Origin of the sequence: Kitasatospora sp. HPM-01-4 (genome assembly GCF_051374625.1) — a bacterium.
Classification (GTDB): domain Bacteria; phylum Actinomycetota; class Actinomycetes; order Streptomycetales; family Streptomycetaceae; genus Kitasatospora.
The window spans coordinates 5,846,572-5,870,191 of sequence record NZ_JBPQGP010000005.1; the positions used below are offsets into that span (position 1 = coordinate 5,846,572).

17 protein-coding genes, 2 tRNA genes, 1 pseudogene and 1 riboswitch are annotated in these 23,620 nt (G+C 70.1%); of the genes and pseudogenes, 15 read left to right on the plus strand and 5 right to left on the minus strand.

Translation table 11 applies throughout. The features are described from left to right. Nucleotides 1–52: 52 nt before the first annotated feature. Entirely contained in the window at nt 53–985 is a 933-nt protein-coding gene (locus ACSMTC_RS25360) for a carbohydrate ABC transporter permease (protein WP_436562014.1), read from the plus strand. 13 nt (nt 986–998) lie between these two features. Next, complete coding sequence (locus ACSMTC_RS25365; protein ID WP_436562015.1) at nt 999–1,946, plus strand: carbohydrate ABC transporter permease; 948 nt, start codon at nt 999–1,001, stop codon at nt 1,944–1,946. A gap of 98 nt (nt 1,947–2,044) precedes the next feature. Here the strand turns inward: ACSMTC_RS25365 and pepN are convergent, their stop codons facing one another. Continuing rightward, on the minus strand, nt 2,045–4,606 hold the full coding sequence (gene pepN, locus ACSMTC_RS25370; RefSeq protein WP_436562016.1) for an aminopeptidase N: 2,562 nt from the start codon (nt 4,604–4,606) through the stop codon (nt 2,045–2,047). Nucleotides 4,607–4,787: 181 nt separating this feature from the next. Between pepN and ACSMTC_RS25375 the strand changes: the two genes are divergently transcribed. Then, nucleotides 4,788–5,423: a mycothiol-dependent nitroreductase Rv2466c family protein gene (locus ACSMTC_RS25375; RefSeq protein ID WP_436562017.1), complete on the plus strand. Its 636-nt coding sequence runs from the start codon at nt 4,788–4,790 to the stop codon at nt 5,421–5,423. A gap of 84 nt (nt 5,424–5,507) precedes the next feature. On the opposite strand, the gene ACSMTC_RS25380 is transcribed toward ACSMTC_RS25375, so the two are convergent. Further along, nucleotides 5,508–6,917, minus strand: coding sequence for an amino acid permease (locus tag ACSMTC_RS25380; RefSeq protein WP_436562018.1), 1,410 nt, complete (start codon nt 6,915–6,917; stop codon nt 5,508–5,510). Nucleotides 6,918–7,232: 315 nt separating this feature from the next. Here ACSMTC_RS25380 and ACSMTC_RS25385 point away from each other — a divergent pair, with 315 nt between their 5' ends. The 4 genes from ACSMTC_RS25385 (at nt 7,233) to ACSMTC_RS25400 (ending at nt 10,945) form a co-directional block, all read left to right on the plus strand. Further along, entirely contained in the window at nt 7,233–7,832 is a 600-nt protein-coding gene (locus tag ACSMTC_RS25385) for a biotin transporter BioY (protein ID WP_436562019.1), read from the plus strand. Nucleotides 7,833–8,178: 346 nt separating this feature from the next. After that, complete coding sequence (locus ACSMTC_RS25390; RefSeq protein WP_375943644.1) at nt 8,179–8,664, plus strand: ribose-5-phosphate isomerase; 486 nt, start codon at nt 8,179–8,181, stop codon at nt 8,662–8,664. 374 nt (nt 8,665–9,038) lie between these two features. Beyond that, nucleotides 9,039–10,271, plus strand: a complete 1,233-nt coding sequence (locus ACSMTC_RS25395; RefSeq protein ID WP_436562020.1) for a PP2C family protein-serine/threonine phosphatase — start codon at nt 9,039–9,041, stop codon at nt 10,269–10,271. Nucleotides 10,272–10,750: 479 nt separating this feature from the next. Then, complete coding sequence (locus ACSMTC_RS25400; RefSeq protein ID WP_344638438.1) at nt 10,751–10,945, plus strand: hypothetical protein; 195 nt, start codon at nt 10,751–10,753, stop codon at nt 10,943–10,945. Between the two features lie 105 nt (nt 10,946–11,050). Here the strand turns inward: ACSMTC_RS25400 and ACSMTC_RS25405 are convergent, their stop codons facing one another. After that, on the minus strand, nt 11,051–11,830 hold the full coding sequence (locus ACSMTC_RS25405) for a DUF6348 family protein (RefSeq protein WP_436562021.1): 780 nt from the start codon (nt 11,828–11,830) through the stop codon (nt 11,051–11,053). Nucleotides 11,831–12,237: 407 nt separating this feature from the next. Continuing rightward, nucleotides 12,238–12,395, plus strand: a riboswitch (cyclic di-AMP (ydaO/yuaA leader). A gap of 123 nt (nt 12,396–12,518) precedes the next feature. Between ACSMTC_RS25405 and ACSMTC_RS25410 the strand changes: the two are divergent. Further along, a pseudogene (locus ACSMTC_RS25410) lies at nt 12,519–12,920 on the plus strand (M23 family metallopeptidase); the annotation flags it as partial. Nucleotides 12,921–13,004: 84 nt separating this feature from the next. On the opposite strand, the gene ACSMTC_RS25415 reads toward ACSMTC_RS25410, so the two are convergent. Beyond that, a tRNA-Gly gene (locus ACSMTC_RS25415) sits at nt 13,005–13,078 on the minus strand. 177 nt (nt 13,079–13,255) lie between these two features. Between ACSMTC_RS25415 and ACSMTC_RS25420 the strand changes: the two genes are divergently transcribed. The 5 genes from ACSMTC_RS25420 (at nt 13,256) to clpX (ending at nt 18,258) form a co-directional block, all read left to right on the plus strand. Then, nucleotides 13,256–13,329, plus strand: a tRNA-Pro gene (locus tag ACSMTC_RS25420). Between the two features lie 413 nt (nt 13,330–13,742). Then, a complete protein-coding gene (gene tig / locus ACSMTC_RS25425; protein ID WP_436562022.1) occupies nt 13,743–15,110 on the plus strand; it encodes a trigger factor in 1,368 nt (455 codons plus the stop codon). A gap of 240 nt (nt 15,111–15,350) precedes the next feature. Then, a complete protein-coding gene (locus ACSMTC_RS25430; RefSeq protein WP_436564805.1) occupies nt 15,351–15,968 on the plus strand; it encodes an ATP-dependent Clp protease proteolytic subunit in 618 nt (205 codons plus the stop codon). A 53-nt stretch (nt 15,969–16,021) separates the two neighbouring features. Further along, nucleotides 16,022–16,678: an ATP-dependent Clp protease proteolytic subunit gene (locus ACSMTC_RS25435; protein ID WP_436562023.1), complete on the plus strand. Its 657-nt coding sequence runs from the start codon at nt 16,022–16,024 to the stop codon at nt 16,676–16,678. 290 nt (nt 16,679–16,968) lie between these two features. Then, on the plus strand, nt 16,969–18,258 hold the full coding sequence (clpX, locus tag ACSMTC_RS25440; RefSeq protein ID WP_344638442.1) for an ATP-dependent Clp protease ATP-binding subunit ClpX: 1,290 nt from the start codon (nt 16,969–16,971) through the stop codon (nt 18,256–18,258). A gap of 139 nt (nt 18,259–18,397) precedes the next feature. On the opposite strand, the gene ACSMTC_RS25445 is transcribed toward clpX, so the two are convergent. Further along, nucleotides 18,398–19,276 carry a hypothetical protein gene (locus ACSMTC_RS25445; protein ID WP_436562024.1) on the minus strand — a complete coding sequence of 293 codons (879 nt, stop codon included), beginning with the start codon at nt 19,274–19,276 and terminating at the stop codon, nt 18,398–18,400. 196 nt (nt 19,277–19,472) lie between these two features. Between ACSMTC_RS25445 and ACSMTC_RS25450 the strand changes: the two genes are divergently transcribed. Beyond that, a complete protein-coding gene (locus ACSMTC_RS25450; protein ID WP_436562025.1) occupies nt 19,473–22,133 on the plus strand; it encodes a valine--tRNA ligase in 2,661 nt (886 codons plus the stop codon). A 264-nt stretch (nt 22,134–22,397) separates the two neighbouring features. Further along, nucleotides 22,398–23,441 (plus strand): rod shape-determining protein, encoded by a 1,044-nt coding sequence (gene mreB, locus ACSMTC_RS25455; protein WP_436562026.1) that lies wholly within the window; start codon nt 22,398–22,400, stop codon nt 23,439–23,441. Nucleotides 23,442–23,620: the final 179 nt, after the last annotated feature.

The window sequence follows — 23,620 nt, forward strand, 5'->3', positions numbered from 1 at the left end:
CGCCGGCGGCGGCCCCCGGCGCGCCGGTGTCTGACGGACAGGAGATGTGGCGATGCGTCACGGCAAGTACCCCTTCATCGTGGGGTTTCTCTTCCTCCCGATCGTGCTGTACGCGGGTCTGGTGCTCTGGCCCTACCTGCAGACCTTCGGGTACTCCCTGACCGACTGGTCCGGGCAGAGCCAGCAGATGGACTTCGTCGGGCTGGACAACTACGGCAAGCTGCTCCACGACGACGTCTTCATCGGCGCGCTCTGGCACAACGTGCTGCTGCTCGCCGTGCTGCCGGTCGCGACCATCCTGATCGCGCTGTTCTTCGCCTTCATGCTCAACGTCGGCGGCCGGGGCGGCACCGGCGGCGTGCAGGGCGTGCGTGGGTCCGGGTTCTACAAGGTGGTCTTCTTCTTCCCGCAGGTGCTCTCGATCGCCATCCTCGCGGTGCTCTGGCAGGCGGTCTACCGCACCGACGCCGCCGGCCTGGCCAACGGTGTGCTGATCAAGCTGGGCCTGTCCGACGCCCAGCACCCGGTGGCCTGGCTCTCCGACCCGGACCTGGTGCTCTGGTGCATCCTCGGGGTGCTGGTCTGGAGCGGGGTCGGCTTCTACCTGGTGCTGTTCTCGGCCGCGATGCAGTCGATCCCCAGGGACATCTACGAGGCGGCCCTGCTGGACGGTGCCGGTCGCGGGCAGACCTTCTTCCGGATCACCCTGCCGCTGCTCTGGGAGAGCGTGCAGACCGCCTGGGTCTACCTCGCGATCGTGGCGATGGACGCGTTCGCGCTGGTCGCCAGCATGACCCCGGGGCGTACCTACGGCGGTGGTCCCGACCACCACAGCGAGCTGATGTCCACGTACCTGATGCGCAACTTCCTCGCCTTCGGCGAGGCCGGCTACGCCTGCGCGATGGGTGTCGTGATCTTCTTCTTCACCCTCATCCTGTCCGTCGTCTCGCTACGGGTCACCCGGCGCGAGCGGATCGAGTACTGAGCGGGGCCGCGGCATGAGTACCAGCATCCAGAAGACCGCCCCCGCCCAGCCGGTCGAGCGCCGCCGCGGCAGCCGTCCGGCGAGCCGGTCGGAGCGTTTCGCCGACGGCGGGGGAGTGCTGAACGTCTTCTCGCACGGGTTCCTCGCGCTCTGGGCCGTGATGATCGTCTTCCCGCTGCTCTGGGTGGTGCTCGGCGCCTTCAAGACCGACGCCCAGATCAACGGCAGCGCCTGGAGCTGGCCGAGCCACTGGAGCTTCGACGCCTTCGGCCGGGCCTGGACCAAGGGCATCGGCGGCTTCTTCGCCAACACCCTGATCGTGCTGGCCGGTTCGCTCACGCTGACCATGCTGCTCGGCTCGATGGCGGCCTATGTGCTCGCCCGGTACGAGTTCCGGGGCAACCGGCTGATCTACTTCTTCTTCGTGGCCGGTGCGATGTTCCCGGTCTACCTGGCCCTGGTCCCGCTCTTCTTCATGGTGAAGAACCTCGGCGAGATCTCACCGCTGCTCGGCCTGAACAGCTATCTGGGCCTGATCCTGGTGTACGTCGCGTACTCGCTGCCGTTCACCGTGTTCTTCCTGCACTCCTTCTTCCGCACCCTGCCGACGGCCGTGCACGAGGCGGCGATGCTGGACGGCTGTTCGCACACCCGGGCGTTCTTCCAGGTCATGGTGCCGCTGGCGAAACCCGGACTGATCAGCGTCGGCATCTTCAACGTGCTCGGCCAGTGGAACCAGTACATCCTGCCGGTGACCCTGATGCAGCCGACCTCGGCGGGCGAGGCCGACCACTCGATGCTGGCCCAGGGACTGGTCAACCTGGCGCTGCAGTCGGGCTACGCGAGCGACGCGCCCTCGCTCTTCGCCGGGATGACGATCGCGATGCTGCCGGTGCTGGTGGTGTACCTGTCCTTCCAGCGGCAGGTGCAGTCCGGGCTCACCTCCGCCACCCTCAAGTAGGAGCCGGGGCGGAACACTCCGGGGCGCGGGGAACCGCGCGGGCGACCGTGCACCCGCGTCGAGGGCCACTCGCGCGGTTCCCCACGCCCCTCACACGGTCAGCCCCGGTCGCAGGCCTGCGCGCGCAGCGCGCGCCCGAGGTCGTCGTGGCACTCCAGGACCAGCCGCCGCAGGGCGGGCGCGGCCGAGGGGTGCCCGGTCAGCCAGGCGTCGGCGGTGGCCAGCGTCCGCTCGTCGGTCTGGTAGCGCGGGAAGAAGCCCTCCACGATCCGCATCGCGATCTCGATGCTGCGCTGCGACCAGATCTCCTCCAGCACCGCGAAGTAGCGCTCGGTGTAGCCGGCCGTCAGCTCGCGCTGGCCCGGCTGGTTGAAGCCCGAGATCTGGGCCTCCACCAGGGCGTTGGGCAGCTCGTCGGAGTCGATCACGGCCGACCAGGCGGCGGCCTTGGCCTCGGCGGCCGGCAGTGCGGCCAGGCACTCGGTCAGGTGCTGCTTGCCGCTGGCGGTGTTGTCGGCGGCCAGTTCGGCGTTCAGCTCCCCGGCGTCCGCCCGGCCGACGGCGGCCAGTGCCAGCCAGAGCAGCCAGCGCAGGTCCTGGTCCACCTCCAGCCCGTCGATCCTGGCGGTCCCGGCGAGCAGCCCGCGCAGCAGCCGGAGCTGCTCCTCCTCGTGGGCGGTCTGCGCCAGGAAGCGGGCCCAGGCCAGCTGGTGGTCACTGCCCGGCGCGGCGGCGCGCAGTTCGCGCAGCGCGCCCTCGGCCAGCAGCTGTGCGCCCTCGACACGCCAGGCCGGGTCCGCATACACGTCCAGCGCGACCTTGGCGTGCTGGTGCAGCGACTGCAGCACGCCGATGTCCGACTCCTGCCCGGCGAAGCGCAGGACCAGGGCCAGGTAGTCGCGGGTCGGCATCAGGCCGTCCCGGGTGAGGTTCCAGACGGCCGACCAGGCGAGCGCCCGGGCGAGGCCGTCGGTGATGTCGCCGAGACCGGAGCGCAGGGTCTCCAGCGAGCGGTCGTCGAAGCGGATCTTGCAGTACGTCAGGTCGTCGTCGTTGAGCAGCGCCAGCGCGGGCCGGTGCAGCCCGGCGAGCTCGGGGACGACGGTGCGGGCGCCGTGGACGTCCAGCTCGACCCGGTGGGTGCGGACCAGGGCACCGACGGCGTCGTGGTCGTAGAAGCCGATCGCGATCCGGTGCGGACGCGGCGTCGCGCCGTCCTGGACCACCGCGAACTCGGTGATCCGGCCCTCGGCGTCGCAGGTGAACTGCGGGGTGAGCGAGTTGACCCCGGCGGTCTGCAGCCAGGCCTTCGACCAGCTGGTCAGATCGCGACCGCTGGTCTGCTCCAGCACCCCGAGCAGGTCGCCGAGCACGGTGTTGCCGTAGGCGTGCCGCTTGAAGTACTGGCGGACACCCGCGAAGAAGGCCTCCCGGCCGACGTAGGCGACCAGCTGCTTGAGCACCGAGGCGCCCTTGGCGTAGGTGATGCCGTCGAAGTTCAGCTTGGCGTCTTCGAGATCGCGGATGTCCGCGGTGATCGGGTGCGTGGTGGGGAACTGGTCCTGCCGGTACGCCCAGGCCTTGCGCTTGTTGGCGAAGGTGATCCAGGCGGACCGGTACCTGGTGGACTCGATCTGAGAGAAGGACCCCATGAAGTCCGCGAAGGACTCCTTGAGCCACAGGTCGTCCCACCACTTCATGGTGACCAGGTCGCCGAACCACATGTGCGCCATCTCGTGCAGGATGACGTTGGCCCGGCCCTCGTACGCGGCCTCGGTGACCTTGGAGCGGAAGACGAAGTCCTCGCGGAAGGTGACGCAGCCGGGGTTCTCCATGGCGCCGATGTTGTACTCGGGCACGAAGCACTGGTCGTACTTCCCGAACGGATACGGGAAGTCGAACTCCTGGTGGAAGAAGTCCAGGCCCTGCTTGGTGACGGTGAAGATCTCGTCCGCGTCGAAGTACGGGGCCAGCGACCTGCGGCAGGTCGCGGCGAGCGGGATCTCGAGGGTGCTGCCGTCGGCGAGGCGGCGGCTGTAGTGGTCGCGCTCGACGTGGTACGGGCCGGCCACCACGGCGGTGAGGTAGGTGGAGATCGGCTTGGTGGGCGCGAACCGCCAGACGCGGGCGTCGCCCTGGACGGAGACGTCCTCGTGCACAGCGTTGCCGTAGACGTCCCAGGCGGCCGGTGCGGTCACCGTGAAGCTGAACGGGGCCTTCAGGTCCGGCTGTTCGAAGGTGGCGAACACCCGGCGGGCGTCGGCCGGCTCGTAGTGGGTGTAGAGATAGGTCTCGCCGTCCGCCGGGTCCACGAAGCGGTGCAGGCCCTCGCCGGTCCGGCTGTAGGCGCAGTCCGCCTCGACCACCAGGACGTTCTGCTCGGCCAGGGAGTCGAGGGTGATCCGGGCGCCGTCGAAGACCGCACCCGGGTCCAGCGCGCGGCCGTTGAGGGTCACCGACCGTACGGCGGGTGCCAGCAGGTCCACGAAGGTGGAGCCGCCCGGAGCGGAGCTGCGGAAGGCGATCGTGGTGGTGGAGTGGAACGTGGCGGCCGCCGGGGAGACGGCGGAGGTCACGTCGAGGTGGACCAGGTAGCTGTCCACACTGAGGATGTCGGCCCGCTGCTGGGCTTCCTCGCGGCTCAGGTTCTTGCCCGGCACGGGCGGTACTCCTTTGTCCGGCTCGCACGCTGGGTGCTGGGAGGTCTTCGTTGCCCGGCATCCTTTCACGGGGCCGTCGCCGTGCTATTGCACAGGTCACACGGAATCAGCCCGGGGTCGGCGGTGTTGCGACCGGAGGCAGGCAAGAGTGCCGCCGTGTCGAGTGAGAAGGACGTAGTCAGTGACCACCGCAGACTCCCGCAAGATCGCCGACTTCTGGTTCGATCCGATCTGCCCCTGGGCCTGGATGACCTCCCGCTGGATGCTGGAGGTCGAGAAGCTCCGGCCGGTGGACACCCGCTGGCACGTGATGAGCCTGGCCGTCCTCAACGAGAACCGCGAGGACCTGCCGGAGAAGTACAAGCAGAACCTGGCCAACGCCTGGCGCCCGGTCCGGGTCCTGATCGCCGCCGCGCAGGCGCACGGCGACAAGGTGCTCGGCCCGCTCTACACCGAGCTCGGCACCCGCTTCCACAACCAGGGCCTGCCCAACAACCGGGAGACCATCGAGGCCGCGCTGGCGGCGGCCGGGCTGCCGGTCGAGCTGGCCGACGCAGCCGACAGCGACGCGTACGACGCCGAGGTGCGCGCCTCGCACCGGCAGGGCATCTCCCTGGTCGGCGAGGACGTCGGCACCCCGGTGATCGCGGTGGACGGTCCCGACGGAGAGAAGGTCGCCTTCTTCGGCCCGGTGGTCACCCCGACCCCGCGCGGCGAGGCCGCCGCCCGGCTCTGGGACGGCACCCTGCTGGTCGCCTCCACCCCGGGCTTCTTCGAGATCAAGCGCACCCGCACGGCGGAGCCGTCCTTCGAGTAGGCGAGGGCGCCCCGCCGCAGGGGCTCGAAGCGGACACGGCGAGGGCCCCGGTACTCCAGGAGTACCGGGGCCCTCGCCGTGCCGTCAGGCGGTGCGGCGCTGCTTCAGCCAGCCGAGCAGCGAGAGCACCACGGTCAGACCGGCCGTGAAGTACAGCTGGATCCGGTTGTCCGCGCTGAGCGTCATCAGGGCCAGCACCGCGAGGACCGCGGCCAGCGTCACCCAGGTCAGGTAGGGGAAGAGCCACATCCGCACGGTGAGCCGCTCGGGCTCCTCGCGCTCCATCCGGCGGCGCATCCGCAGCTGGGCCACCGCGATGAACGCCCAGACCACCAGCACGGCCGCGCCGACCATGTTGAGCAGCCAGGCGAAGACGGTGGTCGGCCACAAGTAGCTCAGCAGCACCGCCAGGAAGCCGAAGGCCGAGGAGGCCAGGACGGCCAGTCGCGGCACGCCGCCGTTCACCCGGGCCAGCGCCCGGGGGCCCTGGCCGCGCTGGACCAGCGAGTACGCCATCCGGGAGGAGCCGTAGATGTTGGCGTTCATCGCCGAGAGCAGTGCGATCAGCACCACCACGTTCATCAGCTGGCCGGCGCCGGGGATACCCAGGCTGTTCAGCACCGAGACGTAGGGGCCGGACTTGGTCACGCTCGGGTCGTTCCACGGCACCAGGGTGACGATCACGGCCATCGAACCGACGTAGAACAGGGCGATCCGCCACATCGCGGTGCGCACCGCCGCGGCGACGCTGCGCCGGGGGTCCTCGGACTCGGCCGCCGCGATGGTCACCGTCTCCAGACCGCCGTAGGCGAACACGGAGGTCAGCAGGCCGGTGATCAGACCGGCCGAGCCGTTGGGGAAGAAGCCGCCGTGGCTGGTGAGGTTGGCGGTGCCGGGGGCGGAGGTGCCGGGCAGCAGGCCGAAGATGGCCAGCGCACAGACCACCAGGAAGGCCGAGATCGCAGTGATCTTGATCGCGGCGAACCAGAACTCGAACTCGCCGAAGTTCTTCACGGCCGCCAGGTTGGTGGCGCAGAAGAAGCCCATGAAGACGGCGACCCAGACCCAGAGCGGTACCGAGGGGAACCAGCCGTTCATCACGTGTGAGGCGCCGATCGCCTCGGCCGCCACACCGACGCAGAGCATGGTCCAGAACATCCAGCCGACGGTCAGCCCGGCCCACGGGCCGATCTCCCGCTCGGCGTGCACGGAGAACGAGCCGCTGGACGGACGGGCGGCGGACATCTCGCCGAGCATTCGCATCACCAGCATGACCAGCAGGCCGGAGGCGGCGAAGGCCAGCACGATGGACGGGCCGGCGGCGGCGATGCCGGCACCGGAGCCGACGAACAGCCCGGCGCCGATCACACCGCCGAGCGCGATCATCGACAGATGGCGCTGCTTGAGGCCGTGAGAGAGCTGCTGGCCCTCGGAACCCGCGCCGGAAACCGGCTCGGTGGATTCCAGCAGCGGCTGGGTGGTGGGGGTCGGCATAGAGGCGGATCCAGACTGTTACGGATGTCGGAGCAGTCAGTCCACTATTCGGTACGGCAGATGGTCATGCCAACAATTCGCACCTTAGGACCGGATTTCGGACATTAAAGTGACCGAATGTGATTGCTTATCTACTTAAATGACACCGTGATGCCCGGACGGGACAGAAACCGACAAGGTGAAGGGCCGACGCTTTGTCAGAGGCCGATGTCCCGTGGACGCGCCGTAGCGCATAGGTTCACAACTGTTCCCGAGCGTCAACGAACGACCACGTCGCGTCGATGCGACAGGTCGCGTCAGAACTGGAGACCCGTCATGGCCACTGCCGTCACGCCCGCCCCCGCCACGGTCCTCGCCGACCACCTTCCGCGAGCGACCACCCGGCTCGGCGGCCAGGTGCGCGAGCTGGCGCTGGTCGCCGGCGGTGCCGCGCTCACCGGCCTCGCGGCGCAGCTCTCGGTGCCCGTCCCCGGCTCACCCGTGCCGGTCACCGGCCAGACCTTCGCCGCGCTGCTGGTCGGCACCGCCCTCGGCGCCCGCCGGGGCGCGGCCTCGCTCGCCCTGTACCTGCTGGCGGGCATGGCCGGGATGCCGTGGTTCGCCGAGGGCTCCTCGGGCTTCGCGATGCCCAGCCTCGGCTACGCCATCGGCTTCGTCCTCGCCGCCGCCCTCACCGGGGCGCTCGCCCGGCGCGGGGCGGACCGCAGCGTGCCGCGTACGGCGATGGCGATGGTGCTCGGCAGCCTGGCCATCTACGCGGTCGGCGTCCCCTACCTGGCCGCCTCGCTGCACGTTCCGCTGGCCAAGGCCGCGGACCTGGGTCTCTACCCCTACCTGGTCGGCGACGGCCTCAAGGCCCTCCTCGCCATGGGCGCCCTCCCGCTGACCTGGAAGCTCCTGCAGCGCCGCGGCTGAGCCGGGCCTGCCGGCCGGGGCCCCGGGGCTGGTCCCGGCGGCGGGACTCCGGGGCGGCGTGAGTCCCTGCCCGACCGGCCGCATCCGCGGGCAGCCCGTACCGCCGCCGGGTTCCCCGGCCGGCGGGTTGCGACACCTCAGGGCGCGGGGAGCCGCGCGAGGGGCAGTGCACCTCGCACCGGGCCGCTCGCGCGGTTCACCGCGCCTTCCGCGCTCCCCGGCCGACGGCGTCGGCACCCCGCGGGCGAGCGGCCGAGCGGGCCCCGGGGCGCTCGCCCGCACCCTGATCAAGTTCACCCTCGCCCCTGGAGCGGTGCGCCCCGGCCCGCATGCCACACTCATACGCATGCGCGTCTACCTGGGTTCCGACCATGCCGGATACGACCTCAAGAACCACCTCGTCCAGTGGCTGAAGGAGAACGGCCACGAGCCGATCGACTGCGGTCCGCACATCTACGACGCCGAGGACGACTACCCGCCGTTCTGCCTGCGCGCCGCCGAGCGCACCGCCGCCGACCCCGAGGCGCTGGGCATCGTGATCGGCGGCTCGGGCAACGGCGAGGCGATCGCCGCCAACAAGGTGAAGGGCGTGCGTGCCGCGCTCGCCTGGAGCGAGCAGACCGCCTCGCTCGGCCGTGAGCACAACAACGCCAACGTGATCAGCATCGGCGGCCGGATGCACACCGTGGAGGAGTCGACCCGCTTCGTCGAGGTCTTCCTCAACACCCCGTACAGCGGCGAGCCGCGCCACACCCGCCGGATCGCCATGCTGAGCGAGTACGAGACCACCGGCGAGCTCCCCCCGATCCCGGCCCACCACCCGCAGGGCTGATCCCGGCCGGGCTCGCGCAGGCTGCCGTACGGGTGCTCGGAGCCCGTGCGGCGGCCGGTCGCGACATCCCGGGTGAACCACCCGGGACGCCTCCGCCGGCGCGCCCTCGCGCAGCCCGGTGACCCCCGGCCGCGCCGAGCGCCGCCGGTGTCACCCCGCCGAGGCACCCCGAGCCCGGCTCGCGCACCGCCATCGGCTGTCACCGGTTTCGCCGGGCGCGACCGATTTCCCGCCATATTCCCAACGGCCGTGCCCCACAGGCTCGGTGGCCTCCCTGGCCGGCGGCCGAAAGGCGCCCGCGAGGGGCGGCGCAACCCGCCCGACACGCCACACCCGTCGACGCCGCCCCGGGCCTGTGGATAAGGTCGGAGCCCATGGCTGGCAGCACGCCGGGCGCACCGCCCCAGACGACTGCGAAGGGGCCCGCCGCGACGGCGACCGCGGACCCCTGGACGGCCCGGCTGCGCACCAGGCTGTACCGGGCCCGGCGCACGCTGCGCCGGACCGGGGTGGACTACTTCCGCGGCGACGCCTCCGACTGGCTCGCCTTCGCCGCGTTCCTGGCGACCATCCCGCTGCTCGTGGTGCTGAACGTCTGGTTCCCCGCCTGGGTGACTCCCACCGCGCTGGTCCTGCCGATCCTGGCCGGCTCCCTGCTGCTGCGACCGGGCACCCTGGTGCTGCTGTACGCGGCCGCCGCGCTGGGCCTGTCCACCGAGTCGGTGATCCACACCGGCGAGCGAGTGGCCAGCGAGCACCCCGAGAGCTATGTCTTCGGCGTCACCCCCGGCGCGGCCCTGGTGGTCGGCGCGGTCGGGGTGGCCGGCCTGCTGCTGGCGCAGTTCCGCAGCCGGGTCGGCGTGCCCTGGCGCGGCGGCGGCACCATGCTCTTCGACCTGCGCGAACGGCTGCGGGTGCAGAGCCAGGTCCCCGTGCTGCCCGAGGGCTGGTACGCGGACATGGCGCTGCGCCCGGCCGGCGGCCAGTCCTTCTCCGGTGACTTCGTGGTGGCCGCCAGGACCGGGCCGGGGCGGCGGGTGCTGGAGTGCGTCCTGGCGGACGTCTCCGGCAAGGGCATGGACGCCGGCTCGCGCGCCCTGCTGCTGTCCGGCGCCTTCGGCGGCCTGCTCGGCTCGCTGCCCGCGCACGAGTTCCTGCCCGCCGCCAACGGCTACCTGCTGCGGCAGGACTGGGAGGAGGGCTTCGCCACCGCCGTCCATCTGGTGCTGGACTTGGACACCGGTGAGTACGAGCTGCTCTCGGCCGGGCACCTGCCGGGGATGCAGCGGCGGTCGGGAGCGGGACGCTGGGAGGTCAAGGAGGCGGCCGAGGGGCCGCTGCTCGGGATCTACGACGGCGCCAAGTTCGAGGGAGTGCGGGGCCGGCTGGACCGCGGCGACCTGCTGATGCTCTGCACCGACGGTATGGTCGAGGTGCCCGGGCGCGATCTGTCCGAGGGCATGGACCGGCTGATGGGCGAGGCCGACCGGCTGGTCGCCGGGGCGCTGCTGCAGAGCGGCAGCCGTGGTGCGGCGGTCCGGCTGATCGAGACCGTGGCCAAGGACGTCAACGACGACCGGGCGGTGCTGCTGCTCTGGCGTCAGTGAGGCGGCACGGAGCGGTGCGAGGCGGTACCGGCCGGTGCCGGTGCCCGGGCGGCAGTGGATTCGAACACCGGACAGGTGTGTCAAGTCCGGCAGCCGATCTTCGGCCAATCCTGACGGGCCCCCGACGCGGTGCCGCCGCCGCTGCCCGACCACTGGATCACCGCTGACCGGGCCGGTGGGGGAGCCCCTGCCGACAGTTCGTCAGAAGCCCTGGGCTATCGTCTCGGTCGGCGGAAATTCGTCTCACATGCCAGGAACTTCCAGCCGGGCTTTCGGCTACGCCTTTACGCAGTCGGCATGACCGACCACACTGAGTCGGTGGGCGGGACTGGTCGGTATCGGTAGTCGGGGGATGGGGGGCGTTGCATGCGGCTCTCGGTCGGCGCCACACGGCCGTGCCCCGCCAGACAGGCCGGGCTCCGGCGTCGCCACAGGGTTTCCGGATGAAACCCCGCAACGTAGTAAGGAAGTGAGTCCGGGTGGTGCTCTCCGTCTCCGCACTGGTGCTGTTCGGTGCCCTCGTCTTCATCTTCATCCGCAACAAGCAGTTGAAGACCAGTCACGCGATCATTTCGGCCCTCTTCGGATTCATGCTCAGTGCCTCCACGGCGGCGGAGCCGATCAAGAACTTCCTCACCTCGGTGGCCAACAGCCTCAAGTCCTTCTCCGGCTGAGCCGACACCCGTCCGGCCGGTCCTCCCGGATCAGCGCGCGGCGCCGGGTGCCCGGCGGGGGTGACGCCGGCCGTGGCCCGGGCCGTACTCGGTCACCGAGTACCCCTAGCGCCGGGCGGACCGCAGTACGTGCCTGACCCGGGCCAGCAGTCCGGGCCTGGGCGCCGGTGCCGCGACGGGTGCGGGCACCGGGACGGAGCACACGGGCTCCGGCTGCACTCCGCCCTCGGGGATCAGCAGGACGAACAGGCGGGCCCAGCAGAACCGCTCGCCGCGCGGCCAGTCCAGTGCGTGCAGTGCGGCCGAGGCGGCCTCCGAGACCTCGCCGTTCAACCGGACCTCGGCGATGTCGTCGCCGGCCCGGCCGCCGAGGAACAGCTTCACGCCGTTCAGCTGTCCGCCGGTGAGCCTGGGGCCGAGCGCCTCGGCGATCGCGGTCAGCGGCTGGTGGTCGGCCAGCCAGCCGGCCAGTCGCTCGTTGCCGAACCCGAAGACGGCCGCCGGACCCTGGATCGCCCGCCAGCCCGCCAGCTCGGCGGGCCGGTAGTGGTCCCCGTGCTCGCCCCGGTGCTCCAGCAGCTCCACCACGGTCGAGGCGGTGGTGGTGGCCCACATCTTCACGGCGTTGTCGAGCTTCTCCTCCTCGGTCTTGCCGAGCCCGGCCGCGCAGTCCCAGACCACGGGGGCGTCCGCGCGCCCGAGGTCGAGGACGAAACCGAGGTCCACATGGCCGCTCCCGCCCTGGCCCGGGTGCTCGCGGACCGCCACCGCCGTGGTGCCGGGACCGCGGACCACCTCGCCGTCCACCGTGAACTCCACGCCGAACTGCGCCATTTCGCGGACCACACTGCGCTGGATGACGGCCATACGGTCCTGCGGGCGCACGGGTGGGCTCCTAGCTCGAATAAATGATCGTTAAGGCGAACGCTCGCGAGGGTATCGGCCGCGGGCCCCTGCGGGAAACGGACCGTCAGCCGTGTCCGGCACGGTGGGCGTGACACAGCTCACCGGGGAATCTCCAGGTCGCACCGGAGGGTGTCCGGATTGATGCGGAGTGTGGATTCCATGACGATCTGTGTGGATTCGTCCGGCCGACCGTGACCGATCCGGCTGCACACGGCGGTTCGGCGTGACCGGAGAGTGACCGCCGGCCTCCGGTGTCCTTATGCGCTCCTTATGCCTAAGCGGGGCTAACTTGCTCCGTGTACGTCGGATCGGTTTTTCTTCAGCCAGCCCGGTCATCGTCCGGGTCGGCCCGCCAGGTGGAACGCCGAGTCCTGCCGCCGCCCGGAGGCCGCACTTCGCGCAGTGCACGGCAGGAGCGGGGGAACCACAGGCAGGTCGCCGCGCCCGGAGAACCGGGCCGGCTAGGGGTGAAGCCGCTTCCCGGCGGCCGGGCTACTTCCGGTCCGAACCCGACAGCTCACCTCGCAGGCGTCGGAGAGGACTCCCCATGCTCGCGCAGGACGCCCGCCGTTCCCGGCTGCCCCGATTCGCCCGCCGCGCGCTGGTCGCCGGCGCGACCGGCGCCGCCCTGGCGCTGCCCGCCACCGCGGCCCAGGCCGCCCCGGCCTACACCTCCCCGGTGGCCAACCCCCACCTGGGCACCCCGTACCACGCGACCGGCTCCTCGTGGGTCAGCGGCCACCACACCGGCGTGGACTTCCTGGTCTTCACCGGCACCCCCGTCAGGGCCGTCACCACCGGCACCGTGGTCACCGCGGGCTGGGGCGGCTCGTACGGAAACCAGGTCGTCATCCGGCACACCGACGGCAAGTACTCCGAGTACGCCCACCTCTCGGCGATCAACGTCCGGGCCGGTCAGTCCGTGGCCGTCGGCCAGCAGATCGGCCGTTCCGGTGCCACCGGCAACGCCAAGGGCCCGCACCTGCACTTCGAGGTCCGCACCGGCCCGGCCTACGGCTCCGACATCAACCCGGTGAGCTACCTGGTGCGCCACGGCGTCCGCCTCTGACACGCACTCAGCCCGGACGGGGCTGGGAACACGACTTCGGCCCCGGGCCGACGGTGGAAACCGTCGGCCCGGGGCCGAAGTGTCTGGAGCGGGTGACGAGAATCGAACTCGCGTGACCAGTTTGGAAGACTGGGGCTCTACCATTGAGCTACACCCGCGTGCCGCATACATGCGCATACGACGCCCCCGGGAACCTGTCGGTCACGAGGACGGAGTCAGCCTACCTGGTTCGGTCGGTTGCTTGCACACTGCTTTCGGTTCCGGGCATGTCCGGTGGGCTCCCGATATAGCGGCGAGCGCGGCCCGGCCGACGTGTACGCTTCCTCTCGGCACCACGGGGTGTGGCGCAGTTTGGTAGCGCGTCCGCTTTGGGAGCGGAAGGTCGTCGGTTCGAATCCGGTCACCCCGACAGTGCGGCAGGGTCTCGTCAGCGGGCGGGGCCCTGTTGGCTTTCCCGGACGGCCTCGCTCTTGAAGCCGTGTGCGGCGCCGGTCAGTTGACGACACATCGGGCCCTTCCGGGGGTCGGTCGGCCGGTGGCCGTGCGGCCGCGTCCGGTGCGCCGGGGCCGCGCCCGATCGGGCGGCGGCACGCTGATCGCGGGCGGGCCTGGCGTCCGCCTTTCGTGGTACCGGTAGGATGGGCCGCTGGCCGGTAGTCCCTGTGCATACGCGCAGGTCGACCGCCCGAGGGCGAGGAGTCACGCTCACCGTCCACCACGTACGGGAGATGCAGCCCCAACCGCCCATCGCCCGTCTCGCCCGTGCCGGATGAGCCGGACGGGCGGAGACAACCTGACCGCAAGCCCTTAGGAGACCCAACCGTGAAGAGCGCCGTCGAGACTCTGAACCCGACCCGGGTTCGACTCACCGTCGAGGTGCCCTTCGAGGAGCTCAAGCCCAGCCTCGACGCGGCGTACAAGAAGATCAACCAGCAGGTCTCGGTCCCGGGCTTCCGCAAGGGCAAGATCCCGGCCCGCGTCATCGACCAGCGCTTCGGCCGTGCCGCCGTGCTGGAGGAGGCGGTCAACGACGCCCTGCCGCGCTTCTACACGCAGGCCGTCGACGAGGGCAAGATCGAGGTCCTCGGTCAGCCCGAGATCACCGACATCGAGGGTGTCGAGCGGATCGCCGACGGCGGTGACCTGAAGTTCACCGCCGAGGTCGACATCCGCCCGGAGATCACCCTGCCGGACTTCACCGCCATCGAGGTCGAGGTCGACCCGATCGTGGTCGAGGACGCCGACGTAGAGAAGTCCCTGGAGCAGCTGCGTGAGCGCTTCTCCTCGGTCAAGGACGTCGAGCGCGCCGCCGCCGAGGGCGACGTCGTGATCGTCGACCTGGAGGCCAAGGTCGACGGCGAGGTCCCGGAGGACGGCACCGCCTCCGACGTCAGCTACGAGATCGGCTCCGGCCGTCTGCTGGACGGCATCGACGAGGCCGTCGTCGGCCTGTCCGCCGGTGAGGCCAAGACCTTCACCACCGAGCTCAAGGGCGGCACCCAGGCCGGCAAGAGCTCCGAGGTCACCGTCACCGTGAAGACCGTCCAGGAGAAGGAGCTCCCGGCGCTGGATGACGAGTTCGCCCAGCTGGCCAGCGAGTTCGACACCCTGGAGGAGCTGAAGGCCGACTCCCGCAAGCGCCTGGAGCGCATGCGTGAGTTCGACCAGGCCACCCAGGCCCAGGAGCGCGTCCTGGACGAGCTGCTGAAGCTGGTCGAGATGGAGTACCCGGCCAAGCTCCTCAAGGACGAGGTCGAGACCCGCCGCCACAACCTGGAGCACCACCAGCTGGAGCCCATGGGTCTGAACCTGGACACCTACCTCACCACCCAGGGCAAGACCCTGGAGGAGTTCCTGGCCGAGACCGAGGAGCAGGCGAAGAAGGGCATCAAGACCCAGTTCGTGCTCGACGCGATCGTGGCGAAGGAGGAGCTCGGCGTTAACCAGGAGGAGCTCACCGAGCACCTGATCCGCCGTGCCGCCGGTTCGGGTCTCACCCCGGACCAGTTCGCCCAGCAGGTCGTCCAGGGTGGCCAGGTGCCGCTGCTGGTCGGCGAGGTCGCCCGCGGCAAGGCGCTGGCCACCGTGGTCGAGGCCGCCACCGTCAAGGACACCAACGGTGAGGTCGTCTCCTTCGACGACGCCGAGGACGAGGCCGACGAGGCCGCTGCCGAGACCACCGAGGCCTGAGTTCCCGCGTAGTTCCGGATGGCGAGCCCGGGCACCTTTCGGTGCCCGGGCTCGCTGTTTTCGAATGCCGACCCTGCGCTCACAGCGAACAGTTCTGTGTGGGGGATTCCGTGGCCCGGGCTGAGCGTTAGGGTCCTTAGACAGCGACATTCACGCAGTGAAACTGCGACAAGTGACGGCTGCCCCCAGTCCGTCCAATTCAACTGAGCAGGTGGCTAAGTGACGTTCCCGCAGATGCAGATGCCTGGCCTCATGGCGCCGCACGCCGCCGCTGGTGACGTGCTCGGTGGCCTGGGGGACCAGGTCTACAACCGGCTGCTCAACGAGCGCATCATCTTCCTCGGCCAGCAGGTCGACGACGACATCGCCAACAAGATCACCGCCCAGCTGCTGCTCCTGGCCGCTGACCCGGACAAGGACATCTACCTCTACATCAACTCTCCGGGTGGTTCGATCACCGCGGGCATGGCGATCTACGACACCATGCAGTACATCAAGAACGACGTGGTGACGATCGCGATGGGCATGGCGGCCTCGATGGGCCAGTTCCTGCTCACCGCCGGCACCCCCGGCAAGCGCTTCTCGCTGCCGAACGCCAACATCCTGATGCACCAGCCCTCCGCAGGCCTCGGCGGTTCGGCCACCGACATCCGGATCCAGGCCGAGCAGCTGCTGCGCACCAAGCAGCGCATGGCTGAGCTGATCGCGCACCACAGCGGCCAGACCATCGAGAAGGTCACCGCGGACTCCGACCGCGACCGCTGGTTCACCCCGGAGGAGGCCAAGGAGTACGGCCTGATCGACTCGATCATGCACAGCGCCGCGGACGTCCCCGGCGGCGGCGGCACCGGCGCCTGAGCGCCGTCCGCACCCCAACCTCGTCCCGTACGCACTCGGAGGCCAAGAACCCCATGAACACCCCCCAGACGCCCCGCGGCGAGTTCTACGGAGCCCGCGCCGAGGGCCGCTACATCGTCCCGCGCTTCGTCGAGCGCACCTCGCAGGGCATCCGCGAGTACGACCCGTACGCCAAGCTGTTCGAGGAGCGCATCATCTTCCTCGGCTCGCAGGTGGACGACGTCTCCGCCAACGACATCATGGCCCAGCTGCTGTGCCTGGAGTCGATGGACCCGGACCGCGAGATCCAGATGTACATCAACTCGCCCGGCGGCTCCTTCACCGCGCTGACGGCGATCTACGACACCATGCAGTACGTGAAGCCGGACATCACCACGGTCTGCATGGGCCAGGCGGCCTCCGCCGCCGCGGTGCTGCTGGCCGCCGGTACGCCCGGCAAGCGGATGGCGCTGCCGAACGCCCGGATCCTGATCCACCAGCCGTACACCGAGACCGGCCGCGGCCAGGTGTCCGACCTGGAGATCCAGGCCAAGGAGATCTTCCGGATGCGTGAGCAGCTGGAGGAGATGCTGGCCAAGCACTCCAAGAAGGACATCCAGCAGGTCCGCGACGACATCGAGCGCGACAAGATCCTGACGGCCGAGGAGGCCCTGGAGTACGGGCTGATCGACCAGATCATCTCGACCCGGAAGACCTCGCTGACCGACTGACGTCGGCAGCCCCGGGCGGGGCGTACATGACTCACGTGATGTACGCCCCGCCCTCGTTCCGTTCCGGTCGGGCCCCGGGCCCGGCACAATCTAGTGCGGGCCCATGCCCGCGAGACGGCATCTGTTCGGTATCAATTCGCCCAGGGCGTAGGGCAGAGCTGTCGAAGTCGGCGGATTCACCGGCTCAGCAGAGTACCGTCGGATACCGAGACCGAACGCCGACGGCGCAGCCGGTCCACAGCACCAGGCCCCGGACCTCCGCGGGGCCCCTGGCGAAGGGGAAGCACCTCGTGGCACGCATCGGAGACGGTGGCGACCTGCTCAAGTGCTCGTTCTGCGGCAAGTCGCAGAAGCAGGTGAAGAAGCTGATCGCCGGGCCAGGCGTGTACATCTGCGACGAGTGCATCGACCTGTGCAACGAGATCATCGAGGAGGAGCTCGCGGAGAGCTCCGAGGTGCGCTTCGAGGAGCTCCCGAAGCCGCGCGAGATCTACGAGTTCCTCGATCAGTACGTGGTCGGCCAGGACCTGGCGAAGAAGGCGCTGTCCGTCGCGGTCTACAACCACTACAAGCGGGTCCAGGCGGGCGAGGCCGGCCGAAGCGGCGGCAACGGCCGCGAGGACGCGATCGAGCTGGCCAAGTCCAACATCCTGCTGCTGGGCCCGACCGGCTCCGGCAAGACCCTGCTGGCGCAGACGCTGGCCCGGATGCTGAACGTACCGTTCGCGATCGCCGACGCCACCGCGCTCACCGAGGCGGGCTATGTCGGCGAGGACGTCGAGAACATCCTGCTGAAGCTGATCCAGGCGGCCGACTACGACGTCAAGAAGGCCGAGACCGGGATCATCTACATCGACGAGATCGACAAGGTCGCCCGCAAGAGCGAGAACCCGTCGATCACCCGCGACGTCTCCGGCGAGGGTGTGCAGCAGGCGCTGCTGAAGATCCTGGAGGGCACCACCGCCTCGGTGCCCCCGCAGGGCGGCCGCAAGCACCCGCACCAGGAGTTCATCCAGATCGACACCACCAACGTGCTGTTCATCGTGGGCGGCGCGTTCGCGGGTCTGGAGCGGATCATCGAGGGCCGGGCGGGTGCCAAGGGCATCGGCTTCGGCGCCAACATCCGCTCCAAGCGGGAGCTGGACGCCAGTGACCACTTCCGTCAGGTGATGCCGGAGGACCTGGTGAAGTTCGGGATGATCCCCGAGTTCATCGGCCGCCTGCCGGTGATCACCAGCGTGCACAACCTGGACCGCGAGGCCCTGCTGCAGATCCTCACCGAGCCGAAGAACGCGCTGGTCAAGCAGTACCGCAAGCTCTTCGAACTGGACGGCGTGGAGCTGGAGTTCACCCGGGACGCGCTGGAGGCCATCGCCGACCAGGCGATCCTGCGCGGCACCGGTGCCCGTGGTCTGCGGGCGATCATGGAGGAGGTGCTGATGTCCGTGATGTACGAGGTGCCCTCGCGCCAGGACGTCGCCCGCGTGGTCGTCACCGGGGACGTGGTCTCCAAGCACGCCATCCCGACCCTGGTCCCGCGCGACATGATCAAGCGCGAGCGCCGCGACAAGAGCGCCTGACACACCGGAAGGGGCCCCGCCGAGCTTGCTCGGCGGGGCCCCTTCCGGTGTCCTGACTACTTCTCGGCCCCGGCGGGGCGATGCGGCTCCCGGGCGCCGGCGCGAGGTGGCCCGGGGTCCTCCGGACGCCGTGGCGGCACTACTTGGCGACGACCGCCGCGTCGCGGACGGCGCGGGCCTGGTCCGCGGCCTCCGAGGGCGAGAGCGTCTTGGTGCCCCCGGTCAGCGAGATGTGGGTGAAGGTGACCGAGCCCAGGGTCGAGTGGTTGGCCCAGACGCAGACCGGCACCTCCACGCCGCTGCTGCTGAGCACACCGCAGGAGAGCTTGCCGCCCGTGTCCTTGCCGTCCTTGGCGTCGACCTCGGTCAGCGGCGTCTTCCAGGTCATCTTGCCGGTGGAGGTCATCTGGCTGCTGGTCGCGGTGATGACCGCGGCCGGGTCCGGGATCTTCCCCCAGGAGCCGCCGACACTGATCATGTCGGTGGCGGACCCCTCCTTGTTGTACATGGCGAACATGGCGCCATCCACCGAGCTGAAGCCCTGCGGGGACTTGGACGGGTCGGCCGGTGCGTCCGTGGCGGACTTCTGGATGTAGCCGCCGGGCAGCGAGGCCGGCGCGGAGAGCTTGTACCGGCCCTCGGCGGAGCTGCCGCCCCCGCTCAGGAGACCGCCGCCGCCACCGCTGTTCTTGCCGCCCATCAGCGCGTACGCGCCGAGACCGCCGCCGACCAGCACCACCGCGCCGATCACCAGGCCGACGATCAGACCGGTGTTGCTCTTCTTCTGCGGGGCCGGCTGCTGGTACCCGAACTGCTGCGGGGGAGCGCCGTACGGCGGCTGCTGGCCGTACTGCGGCGGCTGGGGCGCCCCGTACTGCGGGGGCTGCTGCGGCGCGCCGTACTGCGGGGGCTGCTGGGGAGCCCCGTACTGCGGCGCCGGCGGCTGGCCGTACTGGGGCGGCTGCCCGTACGGCTGCTGCGGCTGGCCCTGTGGATTCTGCTGCCCTTGGCCGTACATCGGCTTCGCTCTCCCCCACCGCGTCCGCGGCCTGTGTTGTCGTCCGGAAATGCGGTCGACGCCTGTGCACATCGACACTCGTGCGCATGGGTGCACGAGTACCGGGCACGGTACCGCACCGGAGCGTCAGGCCGTCGGAGTGGCTCGGCCGCAACGCGTTAGTAAGGCATGTCCCGGCGTACGTAGACTGTGCGTCGTGACCGACACGACGAACCAGCGCCCCGAAGCTTCCATTCCCGGGGACAACGCAGCTGCGTCTTCCGCCACCGGCGGAGGCATCCCGACGACCTATGCTCCGGCCGAGGTAGAGGGCGAGCTGTACGAGCGCTGGGTAGACCGCGGTTACTTCACCGCCGACGCGAAGAGCGACAAGCCCGCGTACACCATCGTCATCCCGCCGCCGAACGTCACCGGTTCGCTGCACCTGGGCCACGCCTTCCAGCACACGCTGATGGACGCGCTGACCCGGCGTAAGCGGATGCAGGGTTACGAGGTGCTCTGGCTGCCCGGTATGGACCACGCCGGTATCGCCACCCAGAACAAGGTGGAGCAGCAGCTCGCCGAGTCCAACCTCTCCCGCCACGACCTCGGCCGCGAGGCCTTCGTCGAGAAGGTGTGGCAGTGGAAGGAGGAGTACGGCGGCAAGATCCTCGGCCAGATGCGCCGGCTCGGTGACGGCGTCGACTGGTCCCGTGAGCGCTTCACCATGGACGAGGGCCTCTCCCAGGCCGTCCAGACGATCTTCAAGCGGCTGTTCGACGACGGTCTGATCTACCGCGCCGAGCGCATCATCAACTGGTGCCCGCGCTGCCTCACCGCGCTCTCCGACATCGAGGTCGAGCACGAGGAGGTCCCGGGCGAGCTGGTCTCCATCCGCTACGGGGAGGGCGATGACTCGATCGTCGTCGCCACCACCCGGGCCGAGACCATGCTGGGCGACACCGCCGTGGCCGTCCACCCGGAGGACGAGCGGTACCAGCACCTGATCGGCCGCACCATCAAGCTGCCGCTGACGAACCGCGAGATCCCGGTCGTCGCCGACGAGCACGTCGACCCGGAGTTCGGCACCGGCGCCGTCAAGGTGACCCCGGCGCACGACCCGAACGACTTCGCCATCGGCCAGCGCCACGGCCTGCCGTCGCTGACCGTCATGGACGAGCACGGTGCGATCACCGTCCACGGCCCGTTCCTCGGCCTGGACCGCCTGGAGGCCCGTTCGGCCGTCGTCGGTGCCCTGCGCGAGCAGGGGCGCATCGTTGCCGAGAAGCGCCCCTACATGCACGCCGTCGGCCACTGCTCGCGCTGCAAGACCGTGGTCGAGCCGCGGCTGTCGCTGCAGTGGTGGGTCAAGGTCGAGCCGCTGGCCCACGAGGCGGCCGCCGCCGTCCGCGACGGCCGGGTGCAGATCCACCCCAAGGAGCTGGAAGGCCGCTACTTCTCCTGGGTCGACAACATGCACGACTGGTGCATCTCGCGCCAGCTGTGGTGGGGCCACCGGATCCCGGTCTGGTACGGGCCGGACGGCGAGGTGGTCTGCGTCGGCCCGAACGAGGAGCCGCCGAGCGGCGAGGGCTGGCACCAGGACCAGGACGTCCTGGACACCTGGTTCTCCAGCGGTCTGTGGCCGTTCTCCACGCTGGGCTGGCCCGAGCAGACCCCGGACCTGGAGAAGTTCTACGCCACCGACGTCCTGCTCACCGGCCACGACATCATCTTCTTCTGGGTCGCCCGGATGATGATGTTCGGCCTGTACGCGATGGACGGCCAGGCGCCGTTCCACACCATCGCGCTCACCGGCCTGGTCCGCGACGAGCGCGGCAAGAAGATGTCCAAGTCCTTCGGCAACGTGGTCGACCCGCTGGACTGGATGGACGCCTACGGTGCCGACGCCGTCCGCTTCACGCTGGCGCGCGGTGCCAACCCGGGTGCCGACGTGCCGATCGGCGAGGACTGGGTCCAGGGCTCGCGGAACTTCTGCAACAAGATCTGGAACGCGACCCGCTTCGCGCTGATGAACGGCGCCACGGTCTCCGGTGAGCTGCCGCCGGCCGAGCAGCTGACGGCCGCCGACCGCTGGATCCTCTCGCGCCTGAACGCGACCGTCGCCGAGGTCGACGCGCTCTACGACGACTACCAGTTCGCCAAGCTCAGCGACACCCTGTTCCACTTCGCCTGGGACGAGGTGTTCGACTGGTACGTCGAGCTCTCCAAGACCACCCTGGCCAAGGGCGGCCCGCAGGCCGAGGCCTCGCGCCGCGTCCTCGGCGAGGTCCTGGACGTCACCCTGCGGCTGCTCCACCCGATCGTCCCGTTCGTCACCGACACCCTGTGGACCACGCTCACCGGCGCCGAGTCCCTGGTGGTCACCGAGTGGCCGAAGGACAGCGGGTTCCGTGACGCCGACGCCGAGACGGAGATCGCCACCCTGCAGCAGGTGGTCACCGAGGTCCGCCGGTTCCGTTCGGACCAGGGCCTCAAGCCCGGTCAGCGGGTCCCGGCCCAGCTGGAGCTGGCCGGTACCGTCCTGGTCCGGCACGAGGACGCGATCCGCTCGCTGCTGCGCCTGACCGAGCCGGAGGCCGGCTTCCACGCCACCGCCTCGCTGCCGGTCGCCGGTGCCACGGTCTCGCTCGACCTCTCCGGCACCATCGACGTCGCCGCCGAGCGCAAGCGCCTGACCAAGGACCTGGCGGCGGCCGAGAAGGAGAAGGCGCAGACCGCCGGCAAGCTCGGCAACGAGGCCTTCCTGGCCAAGGCGCCGGACGAGGTGGTCGCCAAGATCCGTGGCCGCCAGGCCGCGGCCGAGGCCGACATCGCCCGGATCACCGCCCAGTTGGCCGCGCTGCCGCAGGGCTGATCCCCTCCCGGGTCCCTGAAGAGGGCCGTACCACCCGCCGCACCGGCGGGTGGTACGGCCCTCTTCGCTTACCGGATCGGGGAGTTGGTGCGAGGGGGGGACTAAAGTCCCGGAACTCACGGTATTTGGTCCGACGATGTCATTCGGCAGCGCCGACGCGGTTCCTGATAGGCCATTCGGCCGAATTCCATCACGTACCCTTGCCCCGAAGGCGGATGTGCGATGTGCACGAAGAGTGGGAAACGGCGGAAGGGCGGGCGGCCAATGGGGAGCGCACAGCGCGGATACGGGCAGGACATTGGCATCGACCTCGGAACCGCCAACACTCTGGTCTACCTGCGCGGCAAGGGGATTGTGCTCAATGAGCCCTCGGTGGTCGCGATGGACCGGAAGACCGGTGAAGTGCTCAGCGTCGGGGCGGAGGCGAAGCGGACGCTCGGCCGCACGCCTGGCGACATCGTCGCCACCCGTCCGCTCAGGGACGGTGTGATTGCCGACTTCGAGTCCACCAGGCATCTGCTGAGACACTTCCTGCGCAAGGTCACCGGGCGGACGGGCCGTTGGCTCGGCACCCGGCCGCGGGTGGTGGTCTGCGTGCCGAGCGGTATCACCGGGGTCGAGCGACGGGCCGTCATCGAGGCGGTGAACAGCGCCGGTGCGAGGTCGGTGCACCTGATCGAGGAGCCGATGGCGGCGGCGATCGGTGCCGGACTGCCGGTCCAGGAGCCCACCGGCAGCATGGTGGTGGACATCGGCGGCGGCACCACCGACGTGGCCGTGGTCTCGCTCGGCGGCATCGTGGCCAAGCGGTCGATCAGGGTCGCGGGGGACCGGCTGGACACGGCGATCACCCGTCAGGTCCGCAGGGACCACGGCCTGCTGATCGGGGAGCGGACCGCCGAGGAGATCAAGCTGGCGATCGGCTCGGCCGGTCCGTACGCCGGTGACGAGCAGCTGCCGATGTGCGAGGTGCGCGGCCGGGACGGCGTGGGCGGGCTGCCCGCGACGGCGGTGGTGACGGCCGCCGAGGTCAGGGCGGCGCTGGCGGAGCCGGTCGCGGAGATCGTCAACGCGGTCAGGCAGACCCTGGACGAGGTGCCGCCGGAGCTGGCGGGTGACGTGATGGGCCATGGCGTCGTGCTCACCGGCGGCGGTGCGCTGCTGCGCGGACTGGACGCCCGGATGTCCCACGAGACCGGTCTGCCGGTCCGGATCGCCGAGAACCCGCTGGAGTGTGTGGCGGTCGGTTCCGGTATGTGTGTCGAGGAAATCGAGTCGCTGCACCGGGTGTTCGCGGTCAGCGCCTGAACTGCCGCGTGTAATTGCCGCGGATACCCCACCCATTCCCGGGTATTGCGGTTCCTGTTGCCCCCCGGCTTGTCGCCGCTTGTCGTCCGCGCCTGTTGCATGCGCGAGTTCACCGAATTTTGCAGGTGCACTGTGTACGGTGAGCAGAAGTCCAGCAGCGGGTGTTGCGACTGACGGGA